Source organism: Streptomyces kebangsaanensis (assembly GCF_001906585.1).
In the GTDB taxonomy this organism is placed as follows: domain Bacteria; phylum Actinomycetota; class Actinomycetes; order Streptomycetales; family Streptomycetaceae; genus Streptomyces; species Streptomyces kebangsaanensis.
This window is the reverse complement of record NZ_JUJA01000123.1, coordinates 21452-35074: the sequence shown is the minus strand read 5'-3', so window position 1 is coordinate 35074 and position 13623 is coordinate 21452. Positions and strand designations below refer to the sequence as shown.

Annotated in this window: 11 protein-coding genes and 1 pseudogene; 9 read left to right on the top strand and 3 right to left on the bottom strand. The window is 72.8% G+C overall.

Features of this window, described 5'->3' with window-relative positions; genetic code table 11:
* From RH94_RS18705 to RH94_RS18685, 5 genes are all read left to right on the top strand, one after another.
* A partial coding sequence (locus tag RH94_RS18705; RefSeq protein WP_234425869.1) for an MFS transporter occupies nucleotides 1-977 on the top strand: 977 nt, incomplete at its 5' end.
* A 135-nt stretch (nucleotides 978-1112) separates the two neighbouring features.
* Nucleotides 1113-2408, top strand: a complete 1296-nt coding sequence (pcaDC, locus tag RH94_RS18700; protein WP_073948710.1) for a bifunctional 3-oxoadipate enol-lactonase/4-carboxymuconolactone decarboxylase PcaDC — start codon at nucleotides 1113-1115, stop codon at nucleotides 2406-2408.
* Between the two features lie 158 nt (nucleotides 2409-2566).
* Nucleotides 2567-3202, top strand: a complete 636-nt coding sequence (locus tag RH94_RS18695; protein WP_073948705.1) for an MBL fold metallo-hydrolase — start codon at nucleotides 2567-2569, stop codon at nucleotides 3200-3202.
* Nucleotides 3203-3265: 63 nt separating this feature from the next.
* Nucleotides 3266-4045, top strand: a complete 780-nt coding sequence (locus tag RH94_RS18690; RefSeq protein WP_073948704.1) for an exodeoxyribonuclease III — start codon at nucleotides 3266-3268, stop codon at nucleotides 4043-4045.
* 59 nt (nucleotides 4046-4104) lie between these two features.
* On the top strand, nucleotides 4105-4548 hold the full coding sequence (locus RH94_RS18685; RefSeq protein ID WP_073948703.1) for a DUF6278 family protein: 444 nt from the start codon (nucleotides 4105-4107) through the stop codon (nucleotides 4546-4548).
* Between the two features lie 218 nt (nucleotides 4549-4766).
* On the opposite strand, the gene RH94_RS18680 is transcribed toward RH94_RS18685, so the two are convergent.
* Nucleotides 4767-5543, bottom strand: coding sequence for a hypothetical protein (locus tag RH94_RS18680; RefSeq protein ID WP_073948702.1), 777 nt, complete (start codon nucleotides 5541-5543; stop codon nucleotides 4767-4769).
* A gap of 134 nt (nucleotides 5544-5677) precedes the next feature.
* Here RH94_RS18680 and ggt point away from each other — a divergent pair, with 134 nt between their 5' ends.
* Nucleotides 5678-7489, top strand: coding sequence for a gamma-glutamyltransferase (gene ggt, locus RH94_RS18675; RefSeq protein ID WP_073948701.1), 1812 nt, complete (start codon nucleotides 5678-5680; stop codon nucleotides 7487-7489).
* Between the two features lie 63 nt (nucleotides 7490-7552).
* Here ggt and RH94_RS18670 read toward each other — a convergent pair whose 3' ends face one another.
* Nucleotides 7553-10096 (bottom strand): ATP-dependent Clp protease ATP-binding subunit, encoded by a 2544-nt coding sequence (locus RH94_RS18670; protein WP_073948700.1) that lies wholly within the window; start codon nucleotides 10094-10096, stop codon nucleotides 7553-7555.
* 265 nt (nucleotides 10097-10361) lie between these two features.
* Nucleotides 10362-11161: pseudogene (gene map / locus RH94_RS18665) on the bottom strand (type I methionyl aminopeptidase).
* A gap of 52 nt (nucleotides 11162-11213) precedes the next feature.
* On the opposite strand from map, the gene RH94_RS18660 reads away from it, so the two are divergent.
* The 3 genes from RH94_RS18660 to RH94_RS18650 form a co-directional block, all read left to right on the top strand.
* Nucleotides 11214-11465 (top strand): helix-turn-helix domain-containing protein, encoded by a 252-nt coding sequence (locus RH94_RS18660; RefSeq protein WP_073948699.1) that lies wholly within the window; start codon nucleotides 11214-11216, stop codon nucleotides 11463-11465.
* 159 nt (nucleotides 11466-11624) lie between these two features.
* Nucleotides 11625-12467: a nitrilase-related carbon-nitrogen hydrolase gene (locus RH94_RS18655; RefSeq protein ID WP_073948698.1), complete on the top strand. Its 843-nt coding sequence runs from the start codon at nucleotides 11625-11627 to the stop codon at nucleotides 12465-12467.
* The coding region (locus RH94_RS18650) for an aspartate aminotransferase family protein (protein ID WP_234425868.1) at nucleotides 12464-13623 on the top strand (1160 nt) is incomplete at its 3' end. The genes RH94_RS18655 and RH94_RS18650, both read left to right, overlap by 4 nt.

Below are 13623 nucleotides of genomic sequence, written 5' to 3'. Positions count from 1 at the left end.
CCCGCCGTTTCTGGGGCCTGGCGATCGCCGGATACGTGCTGACCGTGGTCTCCGTGCCGTTGCTGGGTATGGCCGGAGTGCTGTGGGCGGCGTGCGTGCTGGTGATCGCCGAGCGGGTCGGCAAGGCGGTGCGTTCCCCGGCGAAGGACACCCTGCTCTCGCACGCCACCACCGTCACCGGCCGGGGCCGGGGCTTCGCCGTGCACGAGGCCCTGGACCAGACCGGTGCGCTGATCGGACCGCTGGTGGTCGCCGGGATGCTCGCCGCCACCGGGGGCGACTACGCCCCCGCCCTCGGGGTACTGGCCGCGCCCGGGGTGGCGGCGCTGGCGCTGCTGGTGTGGCTGCGGAGCCGTGTCCCGGATCCGGAAGCCTACGAACGCCGGGCGGTGGCCGCCGGGGCGACCGCGGAGCGGACCCCGGCACCGGCCGGCCGTCTGCCGACGGCGTTCTGGACCTACGCGGCGTTCATGGCGGCCACGACCACCGGGTTCGCCACCTTCGGGGTGCTGTCCTTCCACCTGGTCCAGCGGCATCTGCTGGCCGCCGCGTGGGTGCCGGTGCTCTACGCCGCCGCGATGGCCGTCGACGCGCTCGCCGCGCTGGCCACGGGCTGGCTCTACGACCGGCACGGTCCCGTGGTCCTGGCGGCACTGCCGGTGCTGACGGCGCTGGTCGTCGTGCTGGCGTTCACCGACACCGTGGCGATCGCGGCGGCCGGGGTGCTGGTGTGGGGCGCGGCCTCGGGAATCCGGGAGTCCACGCTGCGGGCCACGGTCGCGGACCTCGTCCCCGTCGGCAGGCGGGCCACCGCCTACGGCCTGTTCGCCGGCGTCGCCGGTGCGGCCGGCCTGGCCGGCGGCGCGCTGATCGGCGGCCTGTACGACGTCTCGATCCCGGTGCTGATCGCGGTCGTCACCGCGACCCAGGTGCTCGCCCTGGTACTGCTGACCGCAACGCGGGCCGGCCGCCGCTGAGTTTCACCCCTCACCGGACACACCCGTCACCCTGGACGCGCAGGATCTTCGCGAAGTCGCCACAACCTGGGACGGGTTGCGCGGGGCCCCGACCCAGGTACGTGGGAAACCACGGGATATGAGAACGTGCAGGGCGTGAGCGAGACACCGACGAACATCTTGCAGTACCGCTTCGACGGGCCGGAAGAGGCCCCTGTCCTGATCCTGGCTCCCTCACTGGGTACGACATGGCACATGTGGGACCGGCAGGTCCCCGAGCTGACGAACCAGTGGCGCGTCTTCCGGTTCGACCTGCCGGGGCACGGCGGCGCGCCCGCGCACCCCGCCGGCCTGGTGTCCGACCTCGCCGCCCGCCTGCTGGTCACCCTGGACGGGCTCGGCGTGCAGCGCTTCGGCTACGCCGGCTGCGCGCTCGGCGGCGCCATCGGTCTCGAACTGGCCCTGCGCCACCCCGAGCGCCTCGCCTCGCTCGCGCTGATCGCCGCCTCGCCCCGGTTCGGCACCGCCGACGAGTTCCGCCAGCGCGGGGTGGTCGTCCGTACCAACGGGCTCGACCCGATCGCCCGGACCTCCCCGGACCGCTGGTTCACCGGCGGTTTCGCCGCCGCGCAGCCAGCGATCACCGAATGGGCCGTACAGATGGTGCGCACCACCGACCCCGGCTGCTACATCGCCGCCTGCGAGGCGCTGGCGACCTTCGACGTCCGGGCCGAGCTCGGCCACGTCGGCGCGCCCACGCTGGTCCTGGTCGGCTCCGAGGACCAGGTCACCGGCCCCGCCGAGGCCCGCACCCTGGTCGCCGGCATCCGCGACGCCCGCCTGGCCGTCGTGCCCGGCGCCTCCCACCTGGTGCCGGTGGAGCAGCCCGCCGCCGTCACCGACCTGCTGGTCCGGCACTTCTCCACCGCCTGGCAGCTGCCCTTCGAGGTGACCACCGGCCAGATGACGGTCGTCCCGCCCCCGGCCAAGCCCCTCCTGGCCGTGCCCCTGCAGGCCGCGCCGATCGCCGAGATCGCCCCGGCGGACCTGCCGGACCGTCCCGAGGACCGGCCGGACCCGTACGACATCGGGCTGAAGCTCCGCCGCGAGGTGCTGGGCGACGCGCACGTCGACGGCGCGCTCGCCGGGGCCGACGACTTCTCCGGCGACTTCCAGGAGTTCCTGACCCGCTGCGTCTGGGGCGAGATCTGGGACCGGCCCGGCCTGGACCGGCGCACCCGCAGCTGTGTCGCCCTCACCGCCCTGGTCGCGGGCGGCCACCTGGAGGACCTCGCCGCCCACACCAGGGCTGCCCTGCGCAACGGCCTCACCCCGGACGAGATCAAGGAGGTGCTGCTGCAGACGGCCGTCTACTGCGGCATCCCCGCGGCGGGCAACGCCTTCCGGATCGCCCAGCAGGTCATCCGCGAGGAGACGACTCCCGCCGACTGACCGCCCGGCAGGTCATCCGCGAGGAGACGACTCCCGCCGACTGACCGCCCGGCAGGTCATCCGCGGGGAGACGACTCCCGCCGACTGACCGCCCGGCCGGACACCGGGGCCACCACGCCGGAAAGCCCGCGCGCCCGGCGCGCGGCAGGATGGAACGCATGAAGCTCACGAAGAAGTCGCACGCCTGCATCCGCCTCGAGAAGGACGGGCGGACCCTCGTCGTCGACCCCGGCGGTTTCAGCGAGGAGGACGCCACGGCCGGTGCGGAGGCGATCCTGGTCACCCACGAGCACGCCGACCACTTCGACGAGGGGCGCCTGCGCGCCGCCCTGGAGGCCGATCCGGGCACCGAGATCTGGACGCTGAAGTCGGTCGCGGAGCAGATCGCCGCCGCCTTCCCGGGCCGCGTCCACACCGTCGGCCACGGCGACACCTTCACCGCCGCCGGGTTCGACGTCCAGGTCCACGGCGAGCTGCACGCGGTGATCCACCCGGACATCCCGCGGATCACCAACGTCGGCTACCTCATGGACGGCGGCCGCGTCTTCCACCCGGGCGACGCGCTCACCGTGCCCGACCGCCCGGTGGAGACGCTGATGCTCCCGGTGATGGCGCCCTGGAACAAGATCTCCGAAGTGATCGACTACGTCCGCGAGGTCAAGCCGCAGCGCGCCTACGACATCCACGACGCGCTCCTCACCGATCTGGCCCGCCCGATCTACGACCGCCAGATCGGCGCCCTGGGCGGCGCGGAGCACCTGCGGCTGACACCGGGCGCGTCGGCGGAGATCTGAGCCCTCGCGGGCACGGAGCCCGGGCGGGAGGCGTTGTCGGTGGCGCCGGGTAGGTTGTGAGGCATGCGCATCGCGACCTGGAACGTGAACTCGATCACCGCCCGCCTGCCGAGGCTGCTGGCCTGGCTGGAGAGCAGCGGCACGGACGTGCTGTGCCTGCAGGAGGCCAAGGTCGCCGAGGACAAGTTCCCGTTCGACCAGCTGCGCGACCTGGGGTACGAGGCGGCGGTCCACGCCACCGGCCGGTGGAACGGCGTGGCGGTGCTCTCCCGCGTGGGCGTCGAGGACGTGGTCAAGGGCCTGCCCAACGGCCCCGGCTACGAGGGCGCCGAGGAGCCCCGCGCCATCTCCGCGACCTGCGGCCCGGTCCGCGTCTGGTCGGTGTACGTGCCCAACGGCCGCGAGGTGGACCACCCCCACTACGCCTACAAGCTCCGGTGGTTCGAGGCGCTCAGGGAAGCCGTCGCGGACGACGCGGGCGGCAGCCGCCCCTTCGCCGTCCTCGGCGACTACAACGTGGCGCCGACCGACGACGACGTCTACGACCGGGCGGTCTTCGAGGGCTCCACCCACGTCACCCCGGCCGAGCGAGCCGCCCTGGCCGCCCTGCGCGAGGCCGGCCTCGCGGACGTGGTCCCGCGGCCCCTGAAGTACGACCACCCCTTCACGTACTGGGACTACCGCCAGCTCTGCTTCCCGAAGAACCGCGGCATGCGCATCGACCTGGTGTACGCCAACGAGCCGTTCGCGAAGGCGGTCACCGACGCCTACGTCGACCGCGAGGAGCGCAAGGGCAAGGGCGCCTCCGACCACGCGCCCGTGGTGGTCGACCTGGACGTATAGGCACGACACCCGCGTCCGCCCTGTGGTGCGCGCGGCGGTGGAGGTGTCACGCTGAAGCCATGAGCTTCTGGTTTGTGGGCAACTGGCGCAAGAAGCACGAACCGGCCCTCGGCGTCGCGGTGGTCTCCGCCGACGGCACACCGGACCCCGGGGACCTCGCCGACCTGCTCTCCACCTGTGAGCTGCTGCGTGCGCAGGCGTCCGAGGCCGGCGTCCGGCTCGACGAGTCCGCGGCCTCGCTGGAGGAGCTCGACCAGATGCTGCCGCGCTGGCGGGACGACTCCGAGAAGGTGTCGTGGCTGGGGAACGACGCGGGACTGTACCTGGGCACGGTCATCGTGCGTACCGTTCCCGGCGCGGTCTGGGAGCTCTGGCCCAGTGGCCAACCCGTCGTACGGCTCGCGTCCGGGCGGGAGTTCAACGTCGTCGAGGCCGGCCACGCCTGGGCCGAGAGCGGCGTCCCCGGGCTCTCCCAGCTGTACGCGGAGGTCGCGGAGCGGTGAGTCCGGCGACTACGATGTGCCGCTCATCCCTGTGGTGACGGCGATCCGGCCCACCGCCACCGGGACGGGGACGCTGCTGCCGGGTGGGGGCATCCCACGGCCCTTCGGCCGCGGGGGCAGCGGTTCACGGAGCCATACCCGGCCGGCGGCAGCCGGAGATCACTGCTCGCGCAGCGGGACGGACACAGGGAACGGATGGTCCGCCGGCGAGGAGAAGGTCAGCTGCGCGCCGGGCGGGTTGTGCTCGCCGCGGCGTCGGCCGCGGCCGGTTCCGGCGGGGGCGCCTGCGCCGCGCGGGTCACGTCCGCGACGAGTTCGACCACATCCGGGCCGTACGCCTGGGAGTTGACCACCTTCAGCAGCAGGACGAAGGAACCGCCCCCGTACTTCCGGGCCAGCCGCTCGTGGTTGCGGGCGAGATAGCGGGTCGCGGCCTGGTTGTCGATCGCGCGCTGTCCGCAGAACAGGAACACGGGCCGGGCCCTGGAGCGGCGCTCCCCGGCGGTGAGCCGGGCGAGCAGGACGTACTCGCTGCGGCCCGCCTCGAGCCGGTAGTGCTCGCCACCGACCCGGAACGCGCCCCGGTCCGGGCCGGGTTCGGCGTCGACGTTCACCCGCACCCCGGGCAGCAGGGACGAAAGGTGCGCGGCCATACGGCGGTTGGAGGCCGGCCCGCCGACACAGAACTCGGTGCGCTCGCCGAACCCCTGCTGGGCCGCGTCGTGCGCGACGACCTGGACGCCCGCGTTGCAGTCCTTGATGAGCGCGGACAGCTCCAGCAGGGCGAAGACGTCGTGGCGCATCACCGTGAGGTCCGGGCCGCCCGCGTCGCGGTTGACCACCAGCAGCGACTCGGAGTTGTCGGGCAGCCCGAAGAAGGCCTGCTTGCGGCGCAGCCTGCGTCGCCACAGATAGGTGCGGGCCAGCCACCCGAGTGCGGCGCCGGCACCCGCCGCCACCACTCCCAGGACGATGTTGCGCACGTCGTCGTTCATGGCCGCGCATGCTAGCGCTTTTGAACGCACTTGCGTTCGACACTCGATCGGCTCAACCGTCCTGACGGGCTCATGGCAATGACATAGGCTGCGCGACGGTCAGGCAACCGAGCACGACCAGCGTGGAGGTGCGGATGCGTCGCCCTGTCGCACGGAAACTGACGGTCCTGGCGGTCTCGGCCGCCGTAGTGACGGTGGGCGCGGCCGCCCCGCCCGCCGCACAGCCGCACGCCAAGCCGGGACCGGCCCCGAAGACCCCCGTCGCCGTCGGCTACGGCGGCGCCGTGGCCAGCGTCGACGCGGACGCCACCGCCGCCGGCATCGAGGTGCTGAAGGAAGGCGGCAACGCCGTCGACGCGGCCGTCGCCACCGCCGCCGCCCTCGGCGTCACCGAGCCCTACTCCGCCGGCATCGGCGGAGGCGGCTACTTCGTCCACTACGACGCCCGCACCCGCACCGTGCACACCATCGACGGCCGCGAGACCGCCCCGCTGACCGCCGACTCGAAGCTCTTCCTGGAGAACGGCGAGCCGCTCGCCTTCGACGCCGCCGTCGGCAGCGGCCTGAGCGTCGGCACACCCGGCACGCCCGCCACCTGGCAGACGGCCCTGGACCGGTGGGGCACCAGAGGACTCGGTACGGTCCTGAAGCCGGCCGAGCGCCTCGCCCGCGACGGCTTCACCGTCGACGAGACCTTCCGCTCGCAGACCGCCGCCAACGAGACCCGCTTCCGCCACTTCCCCGCCACCGCCCGGCTGTTCCTGCCGGACGGGCGGCTCCCCGCCGTCGGCTCGACGTTCAAGAACCCCGACCTCGCCCGCACCTACCGGAAGCTGGCCCGCGAGGGCGTCGGCGCGATCTACCACGGCGACCTCGGCAAGGACATCGTCAAGACGGTCAACCACCCGCCCGTCGACCCGGCTTCGGGCTGGAACGCCCGCCCCGGCAAGCTGTCCGCCAAGGACCTCGCGGCCTACCGCGCCGTACTCCGGGCGCCCACCAGGACCTCGTACCGCGGCCTGAACGTGTACTCGATCGCGCCCTCCTCCTCCGGCGGCACGACCGTCGGCGAGGCGCTCAACATCCTTGAGCGGACGGACCTTTCGAAGGCGAGCGAGACGCAGTACCTGCACCACTTCATCGAGGCGAGCCGCATCGCCTTCGCCGACCGCGGGCGCTGGGTCGGCGACCCCGCCTTCGAGGACGTACCCACCAAGGAACTGCTGTCGCAGAGGTACGCCGACTCCCGCGCCTGCCTGATCAAGGACAACGCGGTCCTCACCAGCCCGCTCGCACCCGGCGACCCGCGCCACCCCGCCGCCTGCGCCCGTGGCGGCACGGCGGCGCCGACGACGTACGAGGGCGAGAACACCACGCACCTGACGGTCGCCGACCGGTGGGGCAACGTCGTCGCCTACACCCTCACCATCGAGCAGACCGGCGGCAGCGGCATCACCGTCCCCGGCCGCGGCTTCCTGCTCAACAACGAGCTCACGGACTTCTCCTTCGCCCCGGCCAACCCGGCCGTGCACGACCCGAACCTGCCCGGTCCGGGCAAGCGGCCGCGCTCGTCGATCTCGCCGACGATCGTGCTCGACCGGCACGACCGGCCGGTGGTGGCGCTCGGTTCACCCGGCGGCGCGACCATCATCACCACCGTGCTGCAGACCCTGACCGGATTCCTGGACCGGCACCTGCCGCTCGTCGACGCGATCGCCGCGCCCCGCGCCAGCCAGCGCAACACGGCCCGGACCGAACTCGAACCCGGCCTCTACGACAGCCCGTCGAGGAAGCGGCTGGAGGCGATCGGCCACTCCTTCAGACTCACCCCCGAGATCGGCGCCGCCACCGGCGTGCAGCGCCTGCCGGACGGCAGGTGGCGGGCCGCCGCGGAGAAGGTCCGCCGGGGCGGGGGCTCGGCGATGGTGGTGCGCCCGGCGCCGTAGAGCAGGGCGGCCGGTGACACGACGGGGCCGCCTTCCGTCAGGTGAAGGCGGCCCCTGCTCGGTTCACTCGGTGGGCGCCGGTGCGGGTTCCCGTTGCTGGGTGTCGAAGGTGAGCCGGCCGTCCGCCACGCCCACCGTCACCCGGTCGCCCTCGCGGACCCGGCCGTCCAGCAGCAGCCGGGACAGCTGGTTGTCGACCTCCCGCTGGATGGTGCGGCGCAGCGGGCGGGCGCCGTACTCGGGCTGGTAGCCGCGCTGGGCGAGCCAGTCGACGGCCGCGTCGGTGAACTCGACGGCGACGCCCTGCGCGTGCAGCAGCCGTCGGGTCTTCTCCAGCAGCAGGTCGGTGATCTGCCGCAGCTGCCCGCCGGTGAGCTGGCGGAAGACGACGATCTCGTCGATCCGGTTGAGGAACTCCGGCCGGAAGTGCTCCCGCAGCGGACGCAGGATCTGCTCGCGCCGCGCCTCCTCGTCCGCCTCCGCGCCCCCCGCGCCGAACCCGATCCCACCACCGCGCCGGGTGATCGCCTCCGAGCCGAGGTTGCTGGTCATCACGATGACCGTGTTGGCGAAGTCCACCGTGCGGCCCTGGGAGTCGGTGAGCCGCCCGTCGTCGAGCACCTGCAGCAGGATGTTGAAGACGTCCGGGTGCGCCTTCTCGACCTCGTCGAGGAGGAGGAGGGAGTACGGGTGCCGGCGCACCACCTCGGTGAGCTGGCCGGCCTCCTCGTGGCCGACGTACCCGGGCGGGGCGCCCACCAGCCGGCTGACGGTGTGCCGCTCCTGGTACTCGCTCATGTCCAGGCGGACCATGCGGTCCTCGCTGCCGAACAGAACCTCGGCCAGCGCCCGGGCCAGCTCGGTCTTGCCGACGCCGGTCGGGCCGAGGAACAGGAAGCTGCCGATCGGCCGGTCCGGGCTCGCCAGCCCCGCGCGGGAGCGCAGTACCGCCTCGGAGACCACGCTCACGGCCTCGTCCTGGCCGACGACCCGCTGGTGCAGGTGCTCCTCCAGGCCGAGGAGGCGCTCCTTCTCCTCCTGGGTGAGGCTGCTGACCGGGATGCCGGTCTGCCGGGACACCACCTCGGCGATGGCCTCCGCGGTGACCTCCAGGTGCTGCCCCTCGTCGGCCTCCCCGTCCCCGGTGACCTGCGTGATCTTCTGCTTCAGCTCGGTGATCCGGTCGCGCAACCGGGTGGCCTGCTCGTACTGCTCGTCCGCGACCGCCTGGTCCTTGTCCAGGGTGAGCTGCTCGACCTCGCGCTCCATGGCCCGCACGTCCGTGCCCTTGGTGCGGGCCCGCAGCTTCACCCGGGCGCCGGCCTGGTCGATCAGGTCGATCGCCTTGTCCGGCAGGCGCCGGTCGGGCAGGTACCGGTCGGACATCTCCACGGCGGCCACCAGCGCCTCGTCGGTGTAGCGGACCTGGTGGTGGGCCTCGTAGCGGTCGCGCAGCCCGCGCAGGATCTCCAGAGTGTCCGGGATGGACGGCTCGGGCACCAGGATCGGCTGGAACCGGCGGGACAGGGCCGCGTCCTTCTCGATCCGCCGGTACTCCTCCAGCGTGGTCGCGCCGACGATGTGCAGCTCGCCGCGGGCGAGGGCGGGCTTGAGGATGTTGCCCGCGTCCATCGCGCCGCCCTCGCCGCCCGCGCCGGCGCCGACGACGGTGTGCAGCTCGTCGATGAAGACGATCAGCCGGTCGGAGTGGGTGCGGATCTCGGTGACGATGTTGTTCAGGCGTTCCTCGAAGTCGCCCCGGTAGCGGGTGCCCGCCACCACGCCGGTCAGGTCCAGGGCCACCACCCGGCGGCCGATCAGGATGTCGGGCACGTCCCCGTCGGCGATCCGCTGCGCGAGCCCCTCGACGACGGCCGTCTTGCCGACGCCCGCGTCGCCGATGAGCACCGGGTTGTTCTTGCCGCGCCGGGACAGGACCTCGACGGTCTGCTCGATCTCCTGCTCCCGCCCGATCACCGGGTCGATACGGCCCTGCCGGGCCAGGTCGGTCAGATCGCGGCCGTACTTGTCCAGGGTGGGCGTCGTGGTGGGCCGCTGCCGCTCCGTCTTCGACGGCGCGGCGGCGTCCGGCGCCTCGGGCGGCAGGCCGGAGGCCGCGAACCGGGCCGCGTTCAGGATGTGCCCGGCCGCGGAGTCGGGGTTGGCGGCGAGCGCGCTGAGCACGTGCTCCGGGCCGATGTACCCGGCGCCGCTGGCCCGCGCCATGTCGTGCGCGTCCAGCAGGGCGCGCTTGACGGCGGGGGTGAGCGACAGGGTGGTGGGAGGCGTCTCGTTCCCCGGACGCTGCAGGGGGCCGGACCGTTCGTCGATCTGTGTCGCGAGCGAGTCGGGGTCCGCGCCGGCCCGGCTGAGCAGGCTGCGGGTGGGCTCGGTGGAGAGCGCGGCCCGCAGCAGGTGCTCGGTGTCCAGGTCCCGGCTGCCGTGGTCGGCGGCGTACTGCGCCGCGCCCTTGACGAGTTCCCGGGCGGGCTGGCTGAGCAGCCTGCCGATGTCGACGTGCCGGGGGCCGGGACGCGGGCCGCCGAAGAAGCGGGCGAAGAACTCGCTGAAGGGGTCGCCTTCCGGGCCGAGGTAGCCGCTGGTCATCGTTTTCCGTTCCTCCGCTGACGAGTGGCTCCCGCCGGGTATCCGGTTGAGCTGGGCTCAATCAACGATGGCACGTCCGGTTTCTTCGGGCATGTCGAGCGCGGGTGAGACGGGGGCGGGCGCCTACGGGCCCGGGGCGTGATCCTGTCGCGCGGGTGCGGGTGCTTCGTGGTTTCCCGCGCCCACGACGGGGTCCCCCTGCTCGTCAAGAGCTTGGGGGAGGAGCCGCAGATCGATGCAGCCCCGCGCCCCTGGGGTGGTTGTCCTACCGTTCCGTGAGGATGCGGGGGCCTGTTCTGGTGATCGCCACCGTGTGTTCCACGTGGGCTGCCCGGGAGCCGTCGTTCGTGCGGAGGGTCCAGCCGTCGGGAGCCGCGCAGTAGCCGTCCCCGCCGCCGGCGATCAGCATGGGTTCGATGGCGAGGACCATCCCGGGGCGCAGGGGGAGGCCGCGGCCGGGGCGGCCCTCGTTGGGGACGGCGGGGTCCTCGTGCATGCGGCGGCCGATGCCGTGGCCGCCGAAGCCGTCCGGGATGCCGTAGCCCGCCGCGCGGCACACCGAACCGATGGCGTGGGCGATGTCGCCGATGCGGTTGCCGGCCACGGCCGCCTCGATGCCGGCGGCCAGCGCCCGCTCGGCGGTCTCGATCAGCTTCAGGTCCGCGGGGCGCGGACGGCCGACGACGAAGCTGATCGCCGAGTCGCCGGCCCAGCCGCCGAGCTCGGCGCCGAAGTCCAGGGAGAGCAGGTCGCCGTCGCGCAGCCGGATGGGGGTCCCCCCACGCCGTTCAGGCAGTGGGGGACGGTGGGGATGCCGTGCACGATCGCGTCGTTGACCGAGGCGCACAGGACCGCCGGGAACGGGACCGGGGCGAAGGAGGGCCGGTAGCCGAGGAAAGGCGAGCCGGCGCCCGCCTCGCGCAGCACGTCACGGGCCAGCCCGTCCAGCTCCAGGAGGGAGACCCCCACGTCCGCGGCCCGGCGTACGGCGGTGAGCGCCCGTGCCACCACCTGGCCGGCCTCGTACATGGCGTCGATCGATGTGTCCGTCTTCAGTTCCACCATGTCCAATTACTATACCGGTATTTGAATCCCGGTGAGGTCGTAGGATGGCGGCATGGTGCGCACTCCTCTGACCCCCGAAGAGCGCGAACGCGGCGAGCGGCTCGGGCGGCTGCTGCGTCAGGCGCGCGGCGACCGCAGCATGGCGGAGGTCGCGGCGAGCGCGGGCATCTCGGCGGAGACCCTGCGCAAGATCGAGACCGGACGGGCCCCGACCCCGGCCTTCTTCACGGTGGCGGCCCTGGCCCGGGTCCTCGGGCTGTCGATGGACGAGCTGGCGGGGCGGTGCGCGCCGGTCGAGGTGTGAGGCCGGGAGCGCTCGCCCACTGGGGTGTGAAACACGATCGACTTCGCGGGTTGGCGGCGATGGTCTTGGCAAGGTGGTCCGAAAGGCTTACGTTCGTCCCTCTAGGCCTGTTCTACGGGCGTAGAGGCTCTGGCTCTGACGTACGTCGAAGGAGCGCTCATGGCCAACGTCGTCCGTGCGGCCCTGGTCCAGGCCACCTGGACCGGCGACACCGCGTCCATGACCGACAAGCATGAGGAGCACGCCCGCGAGGCGGCCCGCCGGGGCGCGCGGGTCATCGGGTTCCAGGAGGTCTTCAACGCGCCGTACTTCTGCCAGGTGCAGGACGCGGAGCACTACCGCTGGGCCGAGCCCGTGCCGGACGGGCCCACGGTGCGGCGCATGCGGGAACTCGCCCGCGAGACCGGCACGGTGGTCGTCGCCCCCGTCTTCGAGGTCGAGCAGTCGGGCTTCTACTACAACACCGCCGCCGTGATCGACGCCGACGGCTCCTACCTCGGCAAGTACCGCAAGCACCACATCCCGCAGGTCGAGGGCTTCTGGGAGAAGTTCTACTTCCGGCCGGGCAACCTCGGCTGGCCCGTCTTCGACACCGCCGTCGGCAGGGTCGGCGTCTACATCTGCTATGACCGCCACTTCCCGGAGGGCTGGCGGCAGCTCGGCCTGAACGGCGCCCAGCTCGTCTACAACCCGTCGGCCACCCACCGCGGCCTGTCCGCCCACCTGTGGCAGCTGGAGCAGCCGGCCGCGGCCGTCGCCAACGAGTACTTCGTCGCCGCGATCAACCGCGTCGGCCAGGAGGAGTACGGCGACAACGACTTCTACGGGACGAGCTACTTCGTCGACCCGCGCGGACAGTTCGTCGGCGACGTCGCCAGTGACTCCAAGGAGGAACTCCTCGTCCGCGACCTCGACTTCGACCTCATCGAAGAGGTGCGGCGGCAGTGGGCCTTCTACCGCGACCGCCGCCCCGACGCCTACGAAGGGCTGGTGCAGCCATGAGCGACCTGTACGCCCGCCACCGGGCCGTCGCGCCCGACTGGCTCGCGCTCTACTACGAGGACCCGATCGAGATCACCCACGGCGAGGGCCGCCACGTCTGGGACGCGAGCGGCAGGCGGTACCTCGACTTCTTCGGCGGGATCCTGACCACGATGACCGCCCACGCCCTGCCCGAGGTCACCAAGGCGGTGAGCGAGCAGGCCGGGCGGATCATCCACTCCTCCACGCTCTACCTCAACCGGCCGATGGTCGAACTCGCCGAACGCATCGCCCAGTTGAGCGGCATCCCGGACGCCCGCGTCTTCTTCACCACCTCCGGCACCGAGGCCAACGACACCGCGCTGCTGCTCGCCACGACCTACCGGCGCAGCAACACGGTCCTGGCCATGCGCAACAGCTACCACGGCCGCTCCTTCAGCGCGATCGGCATCACCGGCAACCGCGGCTGGTCCCCGACCTCCCTGTCCCCGCTGCAGACCCTGTACGTGCACGGCGGCGTGCGCACCCGCGGCCCGTTCGCCCACCTGAGCGACGCGGAGTTCACCGCGGCCTGCGTCGAGGACCTGCGCGACCTCCTCGGGCACACCCGTCCGCCCGCCGCCCTGATCGCCGAACCCGTCCAGGGCGTCGGCGGGTTCACCTCCCCGCCCGACGGCCTGTACGCCGCCTTCCGGGACGTACTGAAGGAGCACGGCATCCTGTGGATCGCCGACGAGGTGCAGACCGGCTGGGGCCGCACCGGCGACCACTTCTGGGGCTGGCAGGCGCACGGGCGCAGCGGGCCGCCGGACATCGTCACCTTCGCCAAGGGCATCGGCAACGGCATGTCCGTCGGCGGGGTCGTCGCCCGCGCCGAGATCATGAACTGCCTGGACGCCAACAGCATCTCCACCTTCGGCGGTACCCAGATCACCATGGCCGCGGGGCTCGCCAACCTCACCTACCTCCTCGAACACGACCTGCAGGGCAACGCCCGGCGCGTCGGCGGGCTGCTCATCGAGCGGCTGCGGTCCGTCGCCGCCCAGCTGCCCGGCGTACGGGAGGTCCGCGGACGCGGGCTGATGATCGGCGTCGAACTGGCCAGGCCCGGCACCGACGAGGCCGATCCGCAGGCGGCCGCCGCCGTGCTGGAGGCGGCCCGCGACGGCGGCCTGCT

Excerpts from the sequence above, each read along its gene's own strand:
- RH94_RS18670 (WP_073948700.1), bottom strand. The coding sequence starts at position 10,096 with ATGACCAGCGGCTACCTCGGCCCGGAAGGCGACCCCTTCAGCGAGTTC.
- RH94_RS18660 (WP_073948699.1), top strand. The coding sequence starts at position 11,214 with ATGGTGCGCACTCCTCTGACCCCCGAAGAGCGCGAACGCGGCGAGCGG.
- ggt (WP_073948701.1), top strand. The coding sequence starts at position 5,678 with ATGCGTCGCCCTGTCGCACGGAAACTGACGGTCCTGGCGGTCTCGGCC.
- RH94_RS18690 (WP_073948704.1), top strand. The coding sequence starts at position 3,266 with ATGCGCATCGCGACCTGGAACGTGAACTCGATCACCGCCCGCCTGCCG.
- RH94_RS18680 (WP_073948702.1), bottom strand. The coding sequence starts at position 5,543 with ATGAACGACGACGTGCGCAACATCGTCCTGGGAGTGGTGGCGGCGGGT.
- RH94_RS18695 (WP_073948705.1), top strand. The coding sequence starts at position 2,567 with ATGAAGCTCACGAAGAAGTCGCACGCCTGCATCCGCCTCGAGAAGGAC.
- RH94_RS18685 (WP_073948703.1), top strand. The coding sequence starts at position 4,105 with ATGAGCTTCTGGTTTGTGGGCAACTGGCGCAAGAAGCACGAACCGGCC.
- RH94_RS18655 (WP_073948698.1), top strand. The coding sequence starts at position 11,625 with ATGGCCAACGTCGTCCGTGCGGCCCTGGTCCAGGCCACCTGGACCGGC.